This window comes from Flagellimonas eckloniae, from assembly GCF_001413955.1.
GTDB lineage: Bacteria > Bacteroidota > Bacteroidia > Flavobacteriales > Flavobacteriaceae > Flagellimonas > Flagellimonas eckloniae.
On the sequence record NZ_LCTZ01000002.1, the window covers coordinates 800,347 to 818,738 of the forward strand.

Genomic DNA, 18,392 nt, shown 5'->3' on the forward strand with positions numbered 1-18,392 from the left:
TAGATGAAAAATATAATATTTAAAAGTACTACGATTGTTCTGGCATTAAGTCTGATAGTGAGCTGTAATGCAGTTCAAAATGCCAACAAAACACAGAAAGGCGCTGCAATAGGGGCTGCTGGAGGTGCTGTTATTGGAGGTATAATAGGCAATAATGTAGGAAAGAACGGAAATACAGCTCTTGGAGCAATTATCGGAGCGGTTGTTGGCGGCGCGGCTGGAGGATATATCGGGAATAGAATGGATAAACAGGCAGAACGTATTGAAGAAGAGATTCCAGGAGCAGAGGTTACAAGGGTAGGTGAAGGAATCAACGTTACTTTCAATGAAGATGCGGGTGTTTACTTTGACACCAACAGGTCTGACGTTAAGGGAACTTCCGCTTCCACACTGGATAAATTAGCTGGAATATTTAAGGAATACCCGAATTCAAATGTCTTGGTTGAAGGTCATACCGATAGCGCAGGTAGCGAAGAGTACAATTGGAGCCTTTCACAGCAAAGAGCTGAATCTGTAACCAGTTATTTGGTTTCCAAAGGGATTTCTAGCGGAAGGTTCACCACCAAATGGTATGGAGAAACCCAACCTCGTGAAAGTAATGAAACTGCTGAGGGCAAAGCGAAAAATAGACGTGTTGAATTGGCTATTGTTGCAAGTGAAGAGCTTAAACAAGAGGCTTACGAAAAAACAAACTAAAAATAAACAGAACATTTCTTTGGAAAACCGATGCAATTGCATCGGTTTTTTTGTTTTTAAAGGGTTATCTTCATAAAGTGAATAGTCCCGAAGTACTTATTATTGGAGGTGGTCTGGCAGGATTAACAGCTGCTTTGGATTTGGCGAATAAAGGAAAAGAGGTATTGGTCATTGAAAAGAACCTATATCCAAATCATAAAGTATGTGGTGAATATGTATCCAATGAGGTGTTACCATATTTAGAGTATTTGGGTATAGCATTTAATGACTTTCAGTTGCCAAAAATCGACACATTTCAACTCAGCACACAAGCAGGTAAATTAGTTCAGGTGAATTTGCCATTGGGCGGTTTTGGTATTAGTCGCTATACCTTGGATAATCAACTTTACATTCTAGCAAAGAAAAGGGGAGTTGTTTTTCTTTTTGATACCGTAACGGAGGTGCAGTATGTACAGGATAATTTTTCGGTAATGCTATCCACGAAACAAAAAATAACCTGTAAAGTTGTTTTAGGGGCATTTGGCAAGCGTTCCAATCTTGATGTAAAGCTGAAACGAAATTTTATCCAACAGAAATCTCCCTGGTTGGGAATAAAATCCCATTATGAAAATACGGGGCACCCATCAAACGTTGTAGGACTTCATAATTTCCCAGGGGGTTATGGTGGGCTTTCCAAAATAGAGGATGGAAGCATAAATTTCTGTTGCTTGGTTCGTTACGATGATTTTAAAACAGAAGGTGATATTGCTTCATTTTATAAAAAGATTGCTTCGCAAAATCCAATATTGAAGGATTTCCTATCAAACGCAAAATCAAAATTTGAAAAACCTTTAAGCATTGCACAGATTTCTTTTGAAAGAAAGAAAGCAATTGAAAACCATGTTTTGATGTGTGGCGACACGGCAGGTTTAATTCACCCTCTTTGTGGTAACGGAATGGCAATGGCAATACATAGTGCGAAATTAGCAGCCGATCAAGTGGTGATTTTTTTGGAAAAAGCTAATTTCACCCGAGAAGATATGGAAAAAGAGTATCAAGCCCTTTGGGAAAAGAATTTTAAAAACAGATTATGGATGGGTAGGCAATTACAAACCCTTATGATGCATACCAATTGGTTTAATTTTGGAATGAATACCGTGGCAAATTCTAAATTGATGCTCCGTAGTTTGATTAGGAATACGCATGGAAACCCAATTTTGAGTTAATGGATTTTTCAGTAAGAAGTAGAGAACTGGAACTCATGGACAATCCAGATATGGGATTTGACACACTAAGTGATGCCTATGCAGACATTAATAGATGCAATAGGTTGCTGGGAGGAGAGTCAATTACAATAAATGCGGTTTGGAATCTGGTTAAATTGGACATTAAAAAATCGTATACGATTTTAGATATGGGCTGTGGAGATGGAACCATGCTTCGGAAACTTTCTACTTTTCTCAGTGAAAAAGGCGTTTCGCACAGTATGACAGGAATAGACTTAAGAGATGATGTTTTACACATTGCAAGCCAAAAATCATTGGATTTTTCTAATATAGAGTTCATGAAAGTTGACATTCTAAAGGCTGATTCTTCTCTTTCATGCGATATCTTGATCAACACATTGACCATGCATCATTTTGAAGAGGAGCGTATAGACGCTTTTTTAAACAAGTTTGTAAGCTTGGCCAAGGTTGGGGTGGTAATAAATGACCTTCAACGTAGCAGGTTGGCATATTCCCTTTTTCAAGTATTTGGTTTTTTCTTCATAAAGACCGATTTGGCAAAATACGATGGGTTAGTGTCCATAAGTAAAGGTTTTCGGAAGCATGAACTTATCGCTTTATCAAAAAAAATACCAAGTGTTATGCATGAAATTAAATGGAAATGGGCATTTCGGTATGTATGGGTAATGAAATTTAATCGACAGACTAATTAATGAATGCAGTTCACATAGTAGAGGTGTCAAAACAGTTACCAAAGTATAGCAGAAAAACCTCGGATATAATCCCTTTTATTGATGGTTGGCTTTCGGGTCAAGACAGTCGTTTTAGAAGAAAAGTGGTCAAAATATTTGAAGGGGCCGGTGTGGATTGCCGTTATGGGATTATGGATATTGATGAGGTCTTTACCGCGACCTCCTTTGAAGAGAAAAATGCCATTTATGCCAGGGAAGTAAAAGTTCTAGGCGAGCAGGTGCTTGAAAAAGCATTAAAAGGCGCTCAATGGGAGCCTGAATCGTTGGATTATATTATTACAGTAAGCTGTACGGGTATTATGATTCCTTCTTTGGATGCATATTTGGTCAACTCATTGGGATTACGACAGGATATTGTTAGACTTCCTGTTACAGAAATGGGATGCGCAGCTGGAGTTTCCGGTTTAATTTATGCCTCTAACTTCCTTAAATCCAATCCGGGAAAACGGGCGGCTATTATCGCTGTAGAAAGTCCCACAGCAACCTTTCAATTAAATGATTTTTCAATGGCCAATATGGTGAGTGCAGCCATATTCGGGGATGGCGCGGCATGCGTGCTGCTATCCTCCGAAGCTGAAGGACAGGGGCCTAGAATTATCGGCGAAGAAATGTATCATTTCACCAATGCCACACATTTAATGGGCTTTGATTTGACAAATACCGGTTTAAAGATGATTTTAGACCCCGCTGTCCCTGAAATAATAGCGAAGTATTTTCCAGAAATCGTCCACCCTTTTTTAGAGAAATTTGATTCTAATATTGAAAAAGTAGAACATTTAATTTTTCACCCTGGAGGAAAGAAAATTGTACAGACTGTTGAAGAATTGTTTGGTAAATTGGGAAAGAATATTGATGATACCAGAGACGTGTTGCATAGCTATGGTAATATGAGCAGTGTTACCGTACTTTATGTTTTGGAACGTTTTTTAAGTAAAGAAATCAAAAAAGGAGAGCAGGGCATGGTATTGAGTTTTGGCCCTGGGTTTTCCGCACAGCGTTTACTATTGGAATGGTAATACTATTTTAAAGAAATGGAAAATCGACCTGAATGGGCTTTAATATTGGGAGGTAGCAGTGGATTGGGCCTCGCTACTGCAAAGAAATTGGCAAAAGAAGGATTTCATATATTGATTGTGCACCGAGACAGGAAATCTGATTTGGAGACCATCCAAAAAGACTTTGAAGAAATAGCAGTAAAAAGCATACTTCATAGTTTTAACCAAGATGCCACTAATCCCGTAAAGCGTAATGAATTGATTCAAGAAGTTAAAGAATTGATTGGGATTGATAAGATAAGAGTGTTGGTTCATAGCATTGCTAAAGGAAACTTAAAGCCAATGCAAGGTGAAAGTGATAAAATACTCAGCAATCAAGATTTTCATTTGACCATTGATGCGATGGCAATAAGTCTTTATGATTGGGTAGATACCTTGGTTGAAGAGAAATTGTTTGCAGAAGATGCACGAGTAATTGCGTTTACCAGTGAGGGTAACTCAAAGGCCTGGAAAAATTACGCGGCGGTCTCCGCCGCTAAGGCCGCATTGGAGGCGATAACACGGAATATCGCCTTGGAGTTTGCACAAGTTGGCATAAAAGCCAATTGTATTCAGGCCGGTGTTACGGACACTAGGTCACTGCAGATGATTCCCAATAGCGATATTCTTAAAAAAGAAGCTTTAAAACGAAGCCCCAACAATAGACTTACAACACCCGAAGATGTTGCTAACGTGGTTTATCTGTTAACACGTGAAGAAGCAAAATGGATTACAGGAACTGTGCTAAAAGTTGATGGAGGAGAAAGCTTGCAATAAGATTATGACTTCAAAAGAAATACTTTCGCAATTACCATACAGTGAACCGTTCCTTTTTGTGGATGAAATCGACTTTGTTGATGAAAATGGTGTGGAGGGGAGATATACATTTAAAAAGACTTCTCATTTTTATCAAGGTCATTTTAAAGATTATCCCATAACACCAGGTGTACTATTAACCGAGTGCTGCGCTCAAATTGGCTTGGTATGTCTCGGGATTTATCTTTTAAAGGGAAGAACTAAAACTTCTGACATAAATGAAAACACACTCCAAATAGCAATGAGTAGCTCGGAAATGGAGTTTTATTTACCGGTATCTCCTGGTGAAACCGTGAAAGTGGTCTCTGAAAAAAAATATTTTCGATTTAATAAGTTGAAATGTAACGTTAAGCTTTTTAATTCTGAAAAGAAATTGGTTTGCAAAGGCGTTTTAGCTGGAATGTTTAAACAAACTTCGGATGGAAAATAGGGTAGTGGTTACAGGTTTAGGGGTTTGCGCCCCAAATGGGACTGGTATTCCAGAGTTTACCTCATCCTTAAAACAAGGAAGCTGTGGAATACGTTTTCATTCAGAACTTGAAAAATTAAAATTTGGATGTCAAATAGCTGGAAAACCGAATATTAATAACATTAATCTAAATAATTACTTCACTAATGTTCAATTAAGGGGATTGAATGCAAGTGGGATGTTTTACGGCGTAATCGCGGGTAAGGATGCTTGGGAAAATGCAGGTTTGTCACCTTTGGGTTCAGAAAGCCCAGATTGGGACAGTGGCGTGATTTTTGGCACGGGAATTCTTGGAGTGGATAAGTTTAGAGAGGCCATATATCAAGTTGATGAAGGTAATGTGAGACGATTGGGCAGTACCTCGGTAGTCCAAACCATGGCTAGTGGCATCAGTGCTTATCTCGGGGGTATGCTGGGTTGTGGAAATCAAGTCACCACCAATTCATCAGCTTGTACAACGGGAACAGAAGCCATATTAATGGGGTATGAGCGTATTAAATCTAAAAAGGCATCAAGAATGCTGGTGGGGAGTTGCAGTGATAGTGGTCCCTATGTTTGGGGAGGCTTTGATGCTATGCGTATACTTCCAAGAAGTTTTAATGATAACCCAACCAAAGCAAGCAGGCCACTAAGTGAGACTGCTTCAGGATTTGTCCCGGGAAGTGGGGCAGGAGCCTTGGTGTTGGAGTCATTAGAAAGTGCAAAACGTCGTGGTGCGGCCATTTACGGAGAAATTGTCGGTGGTGCTATTAATAGTGGTGGACAACGTGGAGGGGGAACGATGACGGCACCAAATAATGACGCGGTGGTTCGTTGCATTCAGGCCGCAATTAAAGATGCTGGTGTTAATGCGGATGAAATAGATGTAGTAAATGGGCATCTGACAGCCACCACAAAAGACCCAATGGAGATACAAAACTGGTGTAATGCGCTTGGGCGATCTGGAATGGATTTTCCCTATATAAATTCTTTCAAGGGAATGTTCGGACATTGTTTGGCTGCTGCCGGAAGTATTGAATGTGTTGGTACATTACTTCAATTCAAGGAGAATCAAGTTTTTGGAAACGTAAATTGTGAGGATGTGCACCCAGAAATAAGTAAAATTATAGACACGTCTAGAATTCCTCAAGCTACAATCAATTTTGCTCCCAGAATTATTGCAAAAGCAAGTTTCGGTTTTGGGGATGTAAATGCTTGTGTCATTTTTAAAGCTTTTGGTCAAGATTAAATTCTTAATATTGAAAATGCAAGAACGATATCAAAAATTAAAGGAAATAGTTCAAATCTACCTGCCGGATGATGTTTCTGCAGATGATATACAATTGGAAAGCAACTTTACACAGGAACTGAACATTAACTCTGCAAATTTGGTGGATATTGTTCTGGATGTTGAAGATGCTTTTGACATTATGTTGGAGAATGAGGATATGGACGGAATGCTAACTGTAGCAGACGCATTAAAAATCATAGACACAAAAATAGCCGATAAATGAAGGAGTTCTTGAACTTTGTTATCCAAAAGATAAAGGTAGACAGGCGTTTGTTAGTGATATACTGTCTTGTTTATTTTTTGTGGGGCCTTGGTATGAACTGGTTTGGAGCCCAGGTTGAAATTGCCAAATTTACCTTTTGGTGGCAGGTTATTAGCTGTTATATTCTTTATATGGTTCCCATTTCATTGGCACTTAGAGGGTTGCCGTTTCATGCACAGTACGCGTATGGATTGGTAGCTATGGGGCTTTTAGAGTTTGGTGGTTATGCCCTGGGGACTTCCTATGCCTATCCCAATAACATTTTAGATCAATTCTTTAATGTGCGTAATTTTAGTTTGGGAATGGCTTTGTTTTTTGCCCTATACTTTCCATTGGGCAATTGGGGAGTGGGTAAAATTTATAAAATGTTGTTTGGGAAGAACTAGGGAATTATATCAAATATCATTTTAACCTTTACAAGATTGTCTTCTCTTTTTTTCTTGATTTTGATTCCGTAATCAATGGAATATAGGCTTGTTGTTCCAACAAGTTGACTTCCCTTTCTGATAAATTTCACTGTAATTGGTTTAGTAGTTTCCTTAATTGAAAGGTTGCCCTTTACTATCAAGTCACTACCTTCAAAAACAAGATGATTGCTTTCAAATGAAATTGATGGGTAATCATCAACATCAAAATATTTTCCACTCCGCAAAGACCAGTTGCGTAATCCATTGTTGGTGTCGATGGTTTCTGAGGCAACCGAACCTTTAAAAAAAGAATTTTCCAAGTTATCCAAATCAACTTTGGATTCGGTCTTAAAACCCGCCATGGTTCCCTTTACCCCAGTGGAAACAAATTCAAACGATATTTCTGCATTACCTAGTTTCTGGGATTGACCATTGAGATTAGGAACTGAAAGTCCAATGAATAGAAAAAAGGATACCAATACAGTTTTCATGATAAATACTTTGCCCTAAGGTATAAATATTAGTTAATTAACAATGAAAATTGTAAGATAATTAGTATATTATTGTGGATTTAATATAACAACATCCATAAGTAGAAAGTCATGAATAACGTAACCGAAAACGGTAAGGTTCATATCCAAGAATTACTAATTCGCATGGAACGAAACGGTAATACTATTCAAAGGCTTTTTAAACAACTTAGTTCATATACCTGTGAACCTAATAATTACTCTTGTTTTGAAAAGCTATATGATTTAAAACAAAACTTCCAAACTTTTTTTAAGGAACAAAAACATATTGTGGCTGAATTAAAAAGAGAGCATGTAGAGGCTAAACATCTGAATAGTGATGTTCAACTTCACCTTCAAAAATTTAAGCAATTGGAAATGCAAATGGCTCAATATCTCCTGGATATGAATCAGTATTCATAGGCTTAGGTAATTCCTGAAAAAGGCGAAAATAATTTCATTTCAAAACTTATCCAAAATATATTTTTTACTCCTATAAACATGTGTAATATTGTAGTGTAATTACCAAATTCTACAATGGGAAAATCCTCAAATTCTGCACTGGTGGTCTTGGCTTTTTTTGCTATTTATGTAATCTGGGGGTCTACGTACTTATTAAATAAGATTGCTGTCCTGGAACTTCCGCCTTTTATGTTGGCATCTTTTCGGTTTACCACAGCAGGTCTTTTGATTTTTATTTTAGCCAGACTTTTAGGGATAAAAATATCCATCACAAAAAAACAGCTTTGGAATACGATAATCGCCGGTTTTTTGTTCTTAAGCTTTGGCAATGGCGTTGTTGTTTGGGCTCTTAAGTATGTTGATTCAGGGTTTGCTGCACTGGAAATTTCTGCACAACCATTGATTATTTTGTTGTTGATGCGAATATTACAGGGAAAACGAATACAGCCCATGTCCGTTATTGGTGTTGTTCTTGGGGTAATAGGGATTTATCTTCTAGTTAGCCAAAAACAGATTATCACCAAGGAAGGCACCGTTTTGGGAATGGTGATGATATTTTTCTGTATGCTTAGTTGGGGATACGGAAGCCTCTTTGTTTCAAAAGCAGACCTACCAACAAATTACTTTGTAAACACCGGATACCAGATGTTTACCGGAGGGATTATGCTTGCTATCATGAGCTTGGGATTTGGGGAAAATTGGTCATCTCCATTAGTATGGACAGGAAAAGTGCAAATTGTAATGATTTTACTGGTTATTTTTGGAAGTATCTTGGCCTTTACTTCCTTTAATTACCTACTGAAATCCGTTTCTCCGGAAAAAGTAGCTACTTCCACTTATGTAAATCCCATAGTCGCATTGATTCTAGGGTGGTATTTTTTAAACGAACAGATTACCACGCAATCCGTCATTGCTGCCACTGTTCTGTTAACAGGGGTCTATTTTATAAATACAAAAAAGACCTTGGCCATTTTTGAAAGGTTTAAAAGATAGCAACCTTGCTGTTTTTTGGTTTTTGTACAGTTCAATACATTTCTTGTCCAATTCACTACATTTCATTTTTTAAGAAAGGGATTGTGGCACATCTTTGCTGCATCAATCAAAACAAATCATCAATCAAAAAACGAACAATCATGAATCAATTGTCAAAAATCCTCGCAGCCCTTCTTCTAAAGCTTCTTCTTTTTATTTTATTGTTTGGGAGCGACTCGTTACAAGGGCAAAAAAAGAGCACTTCAATAAGCATCAGCAACAAAGGAAAAACCACAATTTCGGTTAACAATGGTTTTGGAAATAGTTTTCATGTTGAATACAGAGGTGAAATTAAACTTTCGGATGATGACAGTGATGTTGTTTCCATCTCTCCCGGAGGTTATATGGAAATAAAAAAATCTGCCTTTGGAAATCGCAGGAAGATTTTTATTGAACCAAATAGCTCTGGAAAGCTTATCAAAAAATACTATGTAGGCAGTTCTGAAAGAAGTTTTGATTCTGAGGGAAGAAAATGGATGGCTGAAATTCTTTTGGAAGTGGTCCGCTCAACTACCCTTGGTTCTGAACAGCGGGTAAATAGGATTTATAGAAAAACTGGTGCATACGGTGTGCTCAAAGAAATAGATTATATAGGCGGTGACCATGTTAAAGCCAAATACATAAAGTTGCTGCTTCAAAAAGACCTTAAAAATGCAGATTACATATCCATTCTCAATGTAATTGGTGATGATATTGATTCTGACCATCACAAAGCCGATATTTTAAAAAATAACACCTCTAAATTCTTAAAAACGGAGGCAAGTGCTGCCGCTTATATTGAAGCAGCTTCTGAAATAGATTCAGATCATCATATGGCAGAGGTACTCAAAAAATCAATAAAGGATGGCAGGATAACAGATAATCAAATGAACTCACTTTTTATGATAGCAAGAAATATTGATTCGGATCATCATAAATCAAGTGTTTTATTAACGGTCTTGAAATCAAGGTCATTAAACTCCAGTAATCTAAAACTATTGATATCCAGTGCTAAGGATATTGATTCCGACCACCATAGGGCAGAGGTTCTGAGGGCGGCCCTAGACACTGAAGGGGTAGCACCAAGCAGTTTTCATGCTTTGTTAAGCTCCTTGGATGGAATGAGTTCTGACTACCATATTTCCACAGTGCTTTCCAAATTGCTTCGAGAGGACCTAGATCCATCTTCGTTTTCCCATGCCCTTAAGCAAACGGGGCAAATCAGTTCCGATAGTCACAAAACCAGTATTCTAAAGTCTGCTGTAAAAAAAGAATTATCCAATGAAAACATTGAAATTTTAATAGATGTTTTGGATCATATGGGTTCTGATAACCATAAAGCGGATGTTTATAAACAGTTGGCAAGAAATAGTTATTCTGACATGCAACTTTCCAAAATTTTGCTGAGTATTAAAGATATTAGTTCTGATTACCATAAGGCTGATGCTTTATTAGCATTCTCTAGAATTGTCAAGGAAAAAGGAGGTACTGTTGGGGATTCCTATAACTCGGTTTGCAGAAGCATTTCATCGGACTCTCATTTTAGAAGGGCATTAAACGCAATTCGATAACCAATCCAAATTCCAACTACCGACGACTCCAACTGTATAGCGGAATAATGAGTATTTTGGTAGTATGGAGCGAATAGCAAACTATTTTATAGATAGACCAACCATGGGAAGGAACCTTTTTTTGTGTCTTCTTGGCTTCATTGTAGGCATTTTGTTCTACAGTTTTCACAATTTCAATGTAAAACCAAACGTATCAGAACTTTTGCTGAACGGGGTACTTGGAATCACTATCAGCTACGCTTTTCATTATTCCAATTTGTTTTTGAACAAAACCATAGGCTGGAAAAAGCAAACAGGGTTCAGACTTTTATCGGGAATAATGGTGCACTTATTTATTGGCTTTGGGTTTGTTTTATTGGCTCTTAAGAGCTACGAATTTATTAGACCGGAGTATGTGTTTTTTTCCAAGGAAGGGGTTAATGTGTTGTTGGAAATAGGGATCTTACTGTTCTGCACCGTTTTAATATACAATGTCATTTATTTTGCATTCTACTCCTACCAGCAGTATACAAGGGGTCAAGTCTTGCAAGTACGTTTTGAACGAAAGCAAACGGAACTTCAATTAAAAGCATTGAAATCCCAACTCAGTCCACATTTTCTTTTTAATAGCCTTAATACCTTATCCTCTTTGTTTCAAAAGGATGTAAAAAAGGCCGACGTGTTTATACGTTCGTTGGCAAGGTCATATCAATATACACTTACTACGTACAAAGATGTTTTGGTATCCATTAAAGATGAATTGGCTTTTGTGGATTCTTATTGTTTTATGGTAAAAACGCGTTTTGGAGATTATTTGTCCTTAGATCTACAATTATCAGATAAAGAATTGAAAAGTAAAATACCCCCATTGACCCTTCAAATGTTAGTTGAAAATGCAGTTAAGCACAACATTATCAATGAAGAAAACCAATTAAAAGTGGAAATTAAAGCTAAGAATGGGTTTCTGGAAATAAGCAATAATAAGACGGTAAAACGTCCGGAAGTTAAATCTTTGAAAATAGGCCTCAAAAATATTATTTCCAGGTATGAACTTCTTGGGTACAAAAAGGTTCAGGTAATTGATGATGACATTTTCACGGTAATATTACCCTTACTTGCATGAAAAAACTTTTTATCCATAAACCGTTTTTTAGGCTATTGAGTCCTCTGTTTAGTGGAACCTTGGTATATCTTCTCATTTTACTGATCAATAATTCCGTTGCTGACCTTAATGAAAACTTTTTTGGACAAGAGCTATATGTGTGTATCGGACTTGCTTATCTAATTCAGGAATATGTCCGTTTCTCCATTGTAATATTTAAGCGCATTGCAAGACCTTCTTCCTTTGTGTATAGGATAGCGCTGCAGATCGTAAGCACACTTATGATCAATATCGTTTTGGTATCCTTGGCAATGCACGTTTACTTCACAAAAGTACTTTTGTATTCACTTAATAGCAGGGAGCTATTAATTTTCAATAGTATTTTCTCTGTTATTGCTTTGATTTACATATTGTTATACGTAAGCCATCAATTTTTATTTAAGATAAATACTGAAAAGCTGGAGAAAGAAGAGTGGGCCAGACAAGAAATAGAAGAAGATTTTGTAGAGTTCAAGAGAGATATTAATCCAATGTTGCTTTTTGAGAGCCTTGAAGCCATATTGGCCATTATGAAAGAGGACCCAGATAAAGCAGAATTGGTTACAGATCGCTTTGCGTTGGTTTACAGATATTTTTTATCAAGGAAAAAGGATGAGCTTGTCCCTGTTAAAGAAGAAGTTGAAATCCTTGAAGAGTTGATACAATTACTTTCAGAATTACCTTATAGGAAAGTAAGTTTAGGAAAAGTAGAGCTTGGAAATACGCTCACGGTACCTGGAAGTATGTTGCAACTTCTTGAGCTTATAATGCGAACCACAATACCTTCTAAAAACAAGTCATTGGTTGTTGATATTAAAGAATCTGAAAATGAAATTATATTTAAATATATACATGAAGAAAAGATAAATAAGAATTTAAATATCAATGATTTAAAATTTTTATCGAAAGAGTTTAGTTATTATGCTTCACAGCCTATACAAATACTTCATGAAGAAGACTTTAAAACCATCCATTTACCAAAACTGACCCTAGCATGAAAATTGCCATTATAGAAGACGAACCATTGGCAGCGGAAAAGTTACAGCGCTATCTTTTAAAATATAGTGAAGAAATTGAAGTGTTGGCCACATTGCCATCTTTAGAAACCGCCATACCGTGGATAGAGGAGCATCAACAAAAAGTGGATTTGTTTTTTATGGACATTCAATTGATAGATGGGCTTAGTTTTGAAATTTTCACAAAGACTTCAGTACAAAAACCTGTTATTTTCACAACTGCTTTTGATGAGTTTGCCATTGATGCCTTTAAGGTGAACAGTATTGACTATTTAATGAAACCGATTATGTTCACGGACTTGTCCAGAGCACTTCAGAAACTAAAATCATTGAAGGCGCAGTTTTCAAATCCGGTAGAATTGGTTCCGTTGATTCAAAAAATACAGGAAAAAGTCTTTAAGGATAGGTTTTTAGTGCGGATGGGCAATCACATCCATTCTGTTCCAAGCACTACCATAAATGCCTTTTTTGCCGAAGGAAGAGATGTTTATTTAGTAACAGATATAGGCAAGAAGTATATCATTGAGTATAAATTGGAAGCTTTGGAAGAACTGTTGGACCCAAAACACTTTTTTAGGGTAAACAGAACATTTATTGTTCATCTAAATGCAATTACAGATGTTACGGTTTATGCCAACCGAAGATTAAAATTGGCATTGAGCTCAAAATTGGACAAGGAAGTTATCATAAGCAGGGAAAAAGTGGCCGATTTTAAAAAATGGTTTGAAGGATTGGCTTAAATCTGGTTGTTTTTTTCTTTTAGATCTTTTAAAGCCCTGTTTAGACTTCTTACTGTAAACCCAATATAATTGGCAATATCTTTTTTGGATATCACAGAGGTAAATTCTGGAAATATTTTTTTTAACCGTAGCAAGTTATCTTCAATAGGGTAGGAGTGCTGGTAAGAGTGTCTCGGAGCCTTATATCTAATTTTATCTGCAAGGGCCTTCATGACCAATTGATTAAAAAGACTGTCTTTTTCTAAAAGTTCATTAAACCCAGAGTGTGAAATGGAAAGGGTTTTTAAAGGAGTTATGGTTTCGATGGAGCATATAGTATGTTTTTTACTAAATACCTCCAATTCTCCAAATTCCATTCCCTCACCCAAAAATTCTTGGATAAATTCCTTTCCATTTTCATCAGAAATATAACATTTTGAAATTCCCTCAATAATAACGTAGACCCTATTATACCTTCTGTCCTGTTCAATTATTTTATGTTTGGCATTAAACTGTTCTTCTCTAATATCATAAGCTCCTTTCTTATACAGTATTTGTATATAAGCGGCTAATTCTAAGTTAGATCTAATCATTTTTATGAATGGGACAAATGTCCTTTTTAGTACTGCGGAGATGCAATTTCTTTGCCCCTAAAGTTATGGAATACCAATTGGGATATCAATAAAAGAAATCTAATGCAGCCCAAAAAAAATGGAATATACACACCGAAGTTTGTACTTATCTGTCTAAGTTCTCTTTTCTTTTCGGCAAGTTATAATATGCTGATTCCTGAACTTCCATCGTACTTGAGCAGTTTGGGAGGGGCAAAATATATAGGGCTGATTATAGCTCTTTTTACTCTTACGGCGGGTGTTTCCAGACCTTTCAGTGGTAAGTTAACGGATACTGTTGGGCGAAAACCGGTGATGCTTTTTGGTGCAATGGTCTGTTTGGTTTGTGGATTGTTTTATCCTGTACTGACCACCGTATATGGTTTCTTGTTATTACGCTTGTTTCATGGTTTTTCCACTGGGTTTACGCCAACGGCAGCTTCTACTTTTGTATCTGATGTAGTGCCAAAAGAAAGACTCGGAGAGGCAATGGGCATACAAGGAATAGCTTTTAGTACAGGCTTGGCTTTAGGTCCAGCACTGGGAAGCTATATTAAACTCTATTTTTCGTATTCAGTACTATTTTATAGCTCCTCCATTGTCGCTTTTTTAGCTCTTGTGTTGATATTGAATTTAAAAGAGACACTACCAAAAAAAGAACGGTTTAGACTGGGAATATTAAAGATATCAAAGAATGACATTATTGCCTTTGAAGCATTACCACCGGCAATAATCACTTTTTTAGCATACGTTGGCTTCGGAGTTATCCTGACGCTGATCCCAGATTGGACAGCGGCAGTAGGCTTTGTGAACAAAGGGGTGTTTTTTATTGTTTTTACTGTTTCGTCTTTGTTGGTTCGGTTTATGGCAGGAAGATTTTCTGACCGTTACGGTAGAGAGAAAGTAATCGTTGTGGGCCTTGTTTTGCTTTTAATTGCTTTAAGTGTAATTGGCTACGTAAACACGAAATCTGGACTGCTGATCGGGGCATCAATATATGGTCTAGCAATGGGTATAATGTCACCAGCAATCAATGCATGGACCATAGATTTAAGCCGACCTAAACAAAAAGGAAAAGCAATGGCAACTATGTACATTGCATTGGAAACTAGCATTGGGTTAGGGGCGCTTTGTTCTGGGTGGTACTATCAAGAAGCCATTCAGCGAATTCCAGTAATAATGTATAGTTGTGCCGGATTGGCACTCCTTGGAGTGGGATATATTCTTTTACTAAAAAGAAATAATATCGCTAAATATTAAAAAATATCCCATTTAAAAGCTTCATTCATTATCTTTAGGCGATTTAATAATTCAACTAAAAAAATTAGGAGTATATTTTATGGCTAAATCGCAACAGACGTACAACAAATCTGAAAGAGAAAAAAAACGCTTAAAGAAAAGAGAAGAAAAGCAGAAAAAGAAGGAAGCCAGAAAAGCTGAAGCTAAAGAAAGCGGCAAGTCAGGCATCCAGTTTGCGTACGTAGACCATAACGGTAATTTAACCGATACTCCACCAGATCCCTCCCAAAAAATGGCTGTAGAAGCCGAAAGCATTACACTTGGTATTCCTAAAAAGGAAGAGGGTGATGAAGAAGAATTTGACCCAGTACGAAATGGAAAAGTCTCTTTCTTTGATACCTCAAAAGGTTTCGGGTTTATTATTGATACCGAAAATCAAGAAAAATATTTTTGTCATGTTAGCGGCTTAATTGATGAGATTGCTGAGAATGACAAGGTATCCTTTGAACTTGAAAAAGGAATGAAGGGCATGAATGCCGTTCGCGTCAAGAAAATATAACTATATTCTTACATCTAAATCCTTGATTTTTCAACATCGGCGCCACTTCTAGTGTTGGTTCCTTTTACCTTTTTGTTACCAAAAGGATAGGAGAAGCTAATTCTATAAATTCTTGAAAATCCTGATTCAGGGCTATAATTGACCAAAAATTCGTCACCAAAAGCCTCTCTGGTCAAGGTTCCTATTCTTGATTCAATATCTATGCTTTCAAAAATATCGGTTACTGAAAATTGTAGGCTACTTCCATTTTTGAATTCTTTTTTAATCCCAGCATTTAAGCTTCCAAAGCCTTCAACCCGAATACTGGCATTAAAATGTTGTGATGTATACCATCCGGAAAGTTCCAATGAGAGATTTTTTGGAAGTAAAAAGGTTTGGTTCCCATTGAAATTATAGTGCGAATAATTATGTTTTAACTTTTCATCGGTATGTAACAATTTAAAGCTTCGTATTCCTGCAGTACCATTTAGGTTTATGTTCCACCAATTGCTAATGTTGATTGGAATGTTTGTCTGTATATCCAGACTTCTTTGGTATTGCAAATTTACAGGTGCTATTACGGCAATAGTGCTGGCTTCATTTCTGGTAACTTGAAAACGGGCAATCTGGTTTTCTTCCTTTGAGGCCAATACAGAAAAACTAAAGGATTTATTGTTATACGTAAGGGTTATATTATCAGTTATGGCAGGCAACAATTGGGGATTTCCACTAAAAACAGATGTTGGCCCATTATAAGTAAGGGAAGACGCCAAATCGCTGTAGTTTGGTCTTGTAATACGTTTTGTATACGCTAGGCTTAAGGCAGTAGTGTCTGATAGGGCATGAGTAATAAAAATTGAGGGAAATAGTTTGCCGAAACTTCGATTTAAGCTACTATCATCAAAATTTTGGTCCCAATATTCATAGCGTAAACCAAGTTGCGCTTTTAGTTTTTTATTTAGATGGAAATCCGCAAGGGAGTATACTGCCCCAATTTTCTCCTCATTCTCTATGTTATTGATAAAACGTTCATCAGATATAAAAGTATCTCCTTCGAGTATTTCAATTTTGGCATCATTCACCGTTTTTGAAAGTGATGTTTTAAGACCAAATTCCATTGACACATCCTTACTTAAAATGTGTTTGTAGTCTAGTTTTAATACGCCAAGGTTAATATTGGTTTCACTGAAACCACGATTCCCTTCATTATATATTTCACTTTCAGGTTGAAATTGGACGCCATCTTCATCAAAATAGGAGCTGTTGACCCTATTTGGGGATTGATTGTTGTAATTAATGTAATCTGCGGTCACTGCAAATGTGTTTTTCTCCTTCTTTGTTTCAAAATACATGGAAGCGTTAAGGTTTTCCCACATGCCATCGCCATCCAATCGAATTTGCGCTTCTAAAAAAGGATCAATGGTGAAATCGTACAACCCTCGATTTCTTGTTGAAGTTAATGGACTTGATTGATTGTATACCAAATTTGTACCTATTAATGAAGTTTCTGACAACTTATACTCGTATCCTACATTAAAATTATGACTGCGATTTATCTGGTACATATCGCTCTGGAAAACTATTTCCGTATTACCTCCCAAGACAGGTAAATCCGTAACACCGCGGCCAATCCAGCCATGAAAAAAATCATCATATGAAAAAGTGTAGGAGCCAAAAAGGTTTGAGCGTTCAGAACCATAGGTTAAGGTAAACCCTGTTGTCTGTTTGGGACCTTCACCATATCCAGCACTTAAATTGATGGAGCCACGTAGCCCTAATGCTTCATTTTTAGACAGAACAATATTGATAATTCCAGCGGTGCCATCAACATCATATCTGGCAGAAGGATTGGTCAATAGTTCAATTTTCTCAATATTGTCAGCACTCATGCCACTAAGCATGGCAATTAAATCCGCGGTTGGTATGCGTTGTGGTTTACCATTGATCATAATCAATGTTCCACTTTTTCCATTTAAGGAAAAACTATTGTTTCGCTGATCTAAGAGAACTCCGGGAGAACGTTCAAGTAACTGCAGGGCGGAACTACCTTTGGTAAGAATACTTTCTTGTACATTAATTACACTTCCTTCTTGAGTTCTTTGTATTAACTTTCTCTTGCCTACAACTGCAACACCTTCTAGTGATGTTACCTCTTCCAATAACGTAATGGGAGGAAAGGATAGTTGTTGTGAATTTGAGGTAATCGTAAAAGGCTCAGATTCCCAGGTTTCAAATGCAAGTAGACTTACCCTAAAAATATAAGTTCCAGAATCTGGAAAATCAAGTTCAAACATTCCATTTTCATCAGTTATAGTTCCTGTTTGTAAAACTGCTTCGGGAGAACTAAGCAAGGTAATGTTGGCATATGGTATCTCATTTTTGTCTTTATCCTGGACGGAACCTGTAAGCTGCCCTAAAAGACTTTGAACGCAAGTGAAAAAAACTAAAAGGAATAGCCAGATTGATTTCATTATATGATTTTGAAGGCAAGTAGGCAAAATCATTTCTGTATCGAAAAACTGAATGACAAAGTGGTTTTATTTCATTACAAGAGGTCTTTTGGGTTTGATTTTCATGATTTTATGACCGAAAAGCGATTTAAATTCCTTTCATCAATAAATAGTAACCTGATGTCAAGTTGGAGGCTACCATATTTGAATAACCAAGAGAGCCATCGTATCTTGT

Annotated in this window: 20 protein-coding genes; 17 read left to right on the forward strand and 3 right to left on the reverse strand. The window is 36.9% G+C overall.

What is annotated here, in order from left to right:
* Positions 1-3 precede the first annotated feature (3 nt).
* The 9 genes from AAY42_RS03485 to AAY42_RS03525 all read left to right on the forward strand — a co-directional run bounded on the left by AAY42_RS03485 (position 4) and on the right by AAY42_RS03525 (position 6,890).
* The gene (locus tag AAY42_RS03485; RefSeq protein ID WP_055392612.1) at positions 4-696 is read left to right on the forward strand and encodes a YiaD family glycine zipper/OmpA-like lipoprotein; all 693 of its coding nucleotides are present in this window, start codon (positions 4-6) and stop codon (positions 694-696) included.
* Positions 697-773: 77 nt separating this feature from the next.
* Positions 774-1,901 (forward strand): NAD(P)/FAD-dependent oxidoreductase, encoded by a 1,128-nt coding sequence (locus AAY42_RS03490; protein ID WP_055397704.1) that lies wholly within the window; start codon positions 774-776, stop codon positions 1,899-1,901.
* Positions 1,901-2,614: a methyltransferase domain-containing protein gene (locus AAY42_RS03495; protein ID WP_055392613.1), complete on the forward strand. Its 714-nt coding sequence runs from the start codon at positions 1,901-1,903 to the stop codon at positions 2,612-2,614. The genes AAY42_RS03490 and AAY42_RS03495 overlap by 1 nt, the downstream gene beginning before the upstream one ends.
* Entirely contained in the window at positions 2,614-3,669 is a 1,056-nt protein-coding gene (locus AAY42_RS03500; RefSeq protein ID WP_055392614.1) for a type III polyketide synthase, read from the forward strand. The genes AAY42_RS03495 and AAY42_RS03500 overlap by 1 nt, the downstream gene beginning before the upstream one ends.
* A 15-nt stretch (positions 3,670-3,684) precedes the next feature.
* Entirely contained in the window at positions 3,685-4,464 is a 780-nt protein-coding gene (locus tag AAY42_RS03505) for an SDR family oxidoreductase (RefSeq protein ID WP_055392615.1), read from the forward strand.
* Positions 4,442-4,933: a 3-hydroxyacyl-ACP dehydratase FabZ family protein gene (locus AAY42_RS03510; protein WP_245625584.1), complete on the forward strand. Its 492-nt coding sequence runs from the start codon at positions 4,442-4,444 to the stop codon at positions 4,931-4,933. The genes AAY42_RS03505 and AAY42_RS03510 overlap by 23 nt, the downstream gene beginning before the upstream one ends.
* Positions 4,923-6,200 (forward strand): beta-ketoacyl-[acyl-carrier-protein] synthase family protein, encoded by a 1,278-nt coding sequence (locus tag AAY42_RS03515; RefSeq protein ID WP_055392616.1) that lies wholly within the window; start codon positions 4,923-4,925, stop codon positions 6,198-6,200. Before AAY42_RS03510 ends, AAY42_RS03515 begins: the two co-directional genes overlap by 11 nt.
* A gap of 16 nt (positions 6,201-6,216) precedes the next feature.
* Positions 6,217-6,465, forward strand: coding sequence for a phosphopantetheine-binding protein (locus AAY42_RS03520; RefSeq protein WP_055392617.1), 249 nt, complete (start codon positions 6,217-6,219; stop codon positions 6,463-6,465).
* Positions 6,462-6,890 carry a hypothetical protein gene (locus AAY42_RS03525; RefSeq protein WP_055392618.1) on the forward strand — a complete coding sequence of 143 codons (429 nt, stop codon included), beginning with the start codon at positions 6,462-6,464 and terminating at the stop codon, positions 6,888-6,890. The genes AAY42_RS03520 and AAY42_RS03525 overlap by 4 nt, the downstream gene beginning before the upstream one ends.
* Here AAY42_RS03525 and AAY42_RS03530 read toward each other — a convergent pair.
* On the reverse strand, positions 6,887-7,402 hold the full coding sequence (locus AAY42_RS03530; RefSeq protein ID WP_055392619.1) for a YceI family protein: 516 nt from the start codon (positions 7,400-7,402) through the stop codon (positions 6,887-6,889). The genes AAY42_RS03525 and AAY42_RS03530 overlap by 4 nt on opposite strands.
* 111 nt (positions 7,403-7,513) lie before the next feature.
* On the opposite strand from AAY42_RS03530, the gene AAY42_RS03535 reads away from it, so the two are divergent.
* The 6 genes from AAY42_RS03535 (at position 7,514) to AAY42_RS03560 (ending at position 13,340) form a co-directional block, all read left to right on the forward strand.
* Positions 7,514-7,843, forward strand: coding sequence for a hypothetical protein (locus tag AAY42_RS03535; RefSeq protein WP_055392620.1), 330 nt, complete (start codon positions 7,514-7,516; stop codon positions 7,841-7,843).
* A gap of 114 nt (positions 7,844-7,957) precedes the next feature.
* Complete coding sequence (locus AAY42_RS03540) at positions 7,958-8,875, forward strand: EamA family transporter (protein WP_055392621.1); 918 nt, start codon at positions 7,958-7,960, stop codon at positions 8,873-8,875.
* Between the two features lie 140 nt (positions 8,876-9,015).
* The gene (locus tag AAY42_RS03545) at positions 9,016-10,464 is read left to right on the forward strand and encodes a hypothetical protein (protein ID WP_139063634.1); all 1,449 of its coding nucleotides are present in this window, start codon (positions 9,016-9,018) and stop codon (positions 10,462-10,464) included.
* A gap of 103 nt (positions 10,465-10,567) precedes the next feature.
* Positions 10,568-11,566: a sensor histidine kinase gene (locus AAY42_RS03550; RefSeq protein ID WP_175288717.1), complete on the forward strand. Its 999-nt coding sequence runs from the start codon at positions 10,568-10,570 to the stop codon at positions 11,564-11,566.
* The gene (locus AAY42_RS03555; protein ID WP_055392624.1) at positions 11,563-12,582 is read left to right on the forward strand and encodes a histidine kinase; all 1,020 of its coding nucleotides are present in this window, start codon (positions 11,563-11,565) and stop codon (positions 12,580-12,582) included. The genes AAY42_RS03550 and AAY42_RS03555 overlap by 4 nt, the downstream gene beginning before the upstream one ends.
* Positions 12,579-13,340 (forward strand): LytR/AlgR family response regulator transcription factor, encoded by a 762-nt coding sequence (locus AAY42_RS03560; RefSeq protein ID WP_055392625.1) that lies wholly within the window; start codon positions 12,579-12,581, stop codon positions 13,338-13,340. Before AAY42_RS03555 ends, AAY42_RS03560 begins: the two co-directional genes overlap by 4 nt.
* On the opposite strand, the gene AAY42_RS03565 is transcribed toward AAY42_RS03560, so the two are convergent.
* Positions 13,337-13,912 (reverse strand): Crp/Fnr family transcriptional regulator, encoded by a 576-nt coding sequence (locus tag AAY42_RS03565; RefSeq protein ID WP_055392626.1) that lies wholly within the window; start codon positions 13,910-13,912, stop codon positions 13,337-13,339. The two genes, AAY42_RS03560 and AAY42_RS03565, sit on opposite strands and share 4 nt — an antisense overlap.
* A gap of 102 nt (positions 13,913-14,014) precedes the next feature.
* Here AAY42_RS03565 and AAY42_RS03570 point away from each other — a divergent pair, with 102 nt between their 5' ends.
* The gene (locus tag AAY42_RS03570) at positions 14,015-15,190 is read left to right on the forward strand and encodes an MFS transporter (protein WP_055397707.1); all 1,176 of its coding nucleotides are present in this window, start codon (positions 14,015-14,017) and stop codon (positions 15,188-15,190) included.
* A 79-nt stretch (positions 15,191-15,269) separates the two neighbouring features.
* Positions 15,270-15,728, forward strand: coding sequence for a cold-shock protein (locus AAY42_RS03575; protein ID WP_055392627.1), 459 nt, complete (start codon positions 15,270-15,272; stop codon positions 15,726-15,728).
* Positions 15,729-15,742: 14 nt separating this feature from the next.
* On the opposite strand, the gene AAY42_RS03580 is transcribed toward AAY42_RS03575, so the two are convergent.
* Positions 15,743-18,178 carry a TonB-dependent receptor gene (locus AAY42_RS03580; RefSeq protein ID WP_055392628.1) on the reverse strand — a complete coding sequence of 812 codons (2,436 nt, stop codon included), beginning with the start codon at positions 18,176-18,178 and terminating at the stop codon, positions 15,743-15,745.
* Between the last annotated feature and the right edge of the window lie 214 nt (positions 18,179-18,392).

What these genes read in the sequence shown, in the direction of transcription:
- AAY42_RS03540 (WP_055392621.1), top strand. Translation starts at nt 7,958, where the DNA reads ATGGGAAAATCCTCAAATTCTGCACTGGTGGTCTTGGCTTTTTTTGCT.
- AAY42_RS03570 (WP_055397707.1), top strand. Translation starts at nt 14,015, where the DNA reads ATGCAGCCCAAAAAAAATGGAATATACACACCGAAGTTTGTACTTATC.
- AAY42_RS03555 (WP_055392624.1), top strand. Translation starts at nt 11,563, where the DNA reads ATGAAAAAACTTTTTATCCATAAACCGTTTTTTAGGCTATTGAGTCCT.
- AAY42_RS03520 (WP_055392617.1), top strand. Translation starts at nt 6,217, where the DNA reads ATGCAAGAACGATATCAAAAATTAAAGGAAATAGTTCAAATCTACCTG.
- AAY42_RS03495 (WP_055392613.1), top strand. Translation starts at nt 1,901, where the DNA reads ATGGATTTTTCAGTAAGAAGTAGAGAACTGGAACTCATGGACAATCCA.
- AAY42_RS03535 (WP_055392620.1), top strand. Translation starts at nt 7,514, where the DNA reads ATGAATAACGTAACCGAAAACGGTAAGGTTCATATCCAAGAATTACTA.
- AAY42_RS03560 (WP_055392625.1), top strand. Translation starts at nt 12,579, where the DNA reads ATGAAAATTGCCATTATAGAAGACGAACCATTGGCAGCGGAAAAGTTA.
- AAY42_RS03550 (WP_175288717.1), top strand. Translation starts at nt 10,568, where the DNA reads ATGGGAAGGAACCTTTTTTTGTGTCTTCTTGGCTTCATTGTAGGCATT.
- AAY42_RS03505 (WP_055392615.1), top strand. Translation starts at nt 3,685, where the DNA reads ATGGAAAATCGACCTGAATGGGCTTTAATATTGGGAGGTAGCAGTGGA.
- AAY42_RS03580 (WP_055392628.1), bottom strand. Translation starts at nt 18,178, where the DNA reads ATGAAATCAATCTGGCTATTCCTTTTAGTTTTTTTCACTTGCGTTCAA.
- AAY42_RS03500 (WP_055392614.1), top strand. Translation starts at nt 2,614, where the DNA reads ATGAATGCAGTTCACATAGTAGAGGTGTCAAAACAGTTACCAAAGTAT.
- AAY42_RS03525 (WP_055392618.1), top strand. Translation starts at nt 6,462, where the DNA reads ATGAAGGAGTTCTTGAACTTTGTTATCCAAAAGATAAAGGTAGACAGG.
- AAY42_RS03565 (WP_055392626.1), bottom strand. Translation starts at nt 13,912, where the DNA reads ATGATTAGATCTAACTTAGAATTAGCCGCTTATATACAAATACTGTAT.
- AAY42_RS03575 (WP_055392627.1), top strand. Translation starts at nt 15,270, where the DNA reads ATGGCTAAATCGCAACAGACGTACAACAAATCTGAAAGAGAAAAAAAA.
- AAY42_RS03510 (WP_245625584.1), top strand. Translation starts at nt 4,442, where the DNA reads ATGGAGGAGAAAGCTTGCAATAAGATTATGACTTCAAAAGAAATACTT.
- AAY42_RS03545 (WP_139063634.1), top strand. Translation starts at nt 9,016, where the DNA reads ATGAATCAATTGTCAAAAATCCTCGCAGCCCTTCTTCTAAAGCTTCTT.
- AAY42_RS03530 (WP_055392619.1), bottom strand. Translation starts at nt 7,402, where the DNA reads ATGAAAACTGTATTGGTATCCTTTTTTCTATTCATTGGACTTTCAGTT.
- AAY42_RS03485 (WP_055392612.1), top strand. Translation starts at nt 4, where the DNA reads ATGAAAAATATAATATTTAAAAGTACTACGATTGTTCTGGCATTAAGT.
- AAY42_RS03515 (WP_055392616.1), top strand. Translation starts at nt 4,923, where the DNA reads ATGGAAAATAGGGTAGTGGTTACAGGTTTAGGGGTTTGCGCCCCAAAT.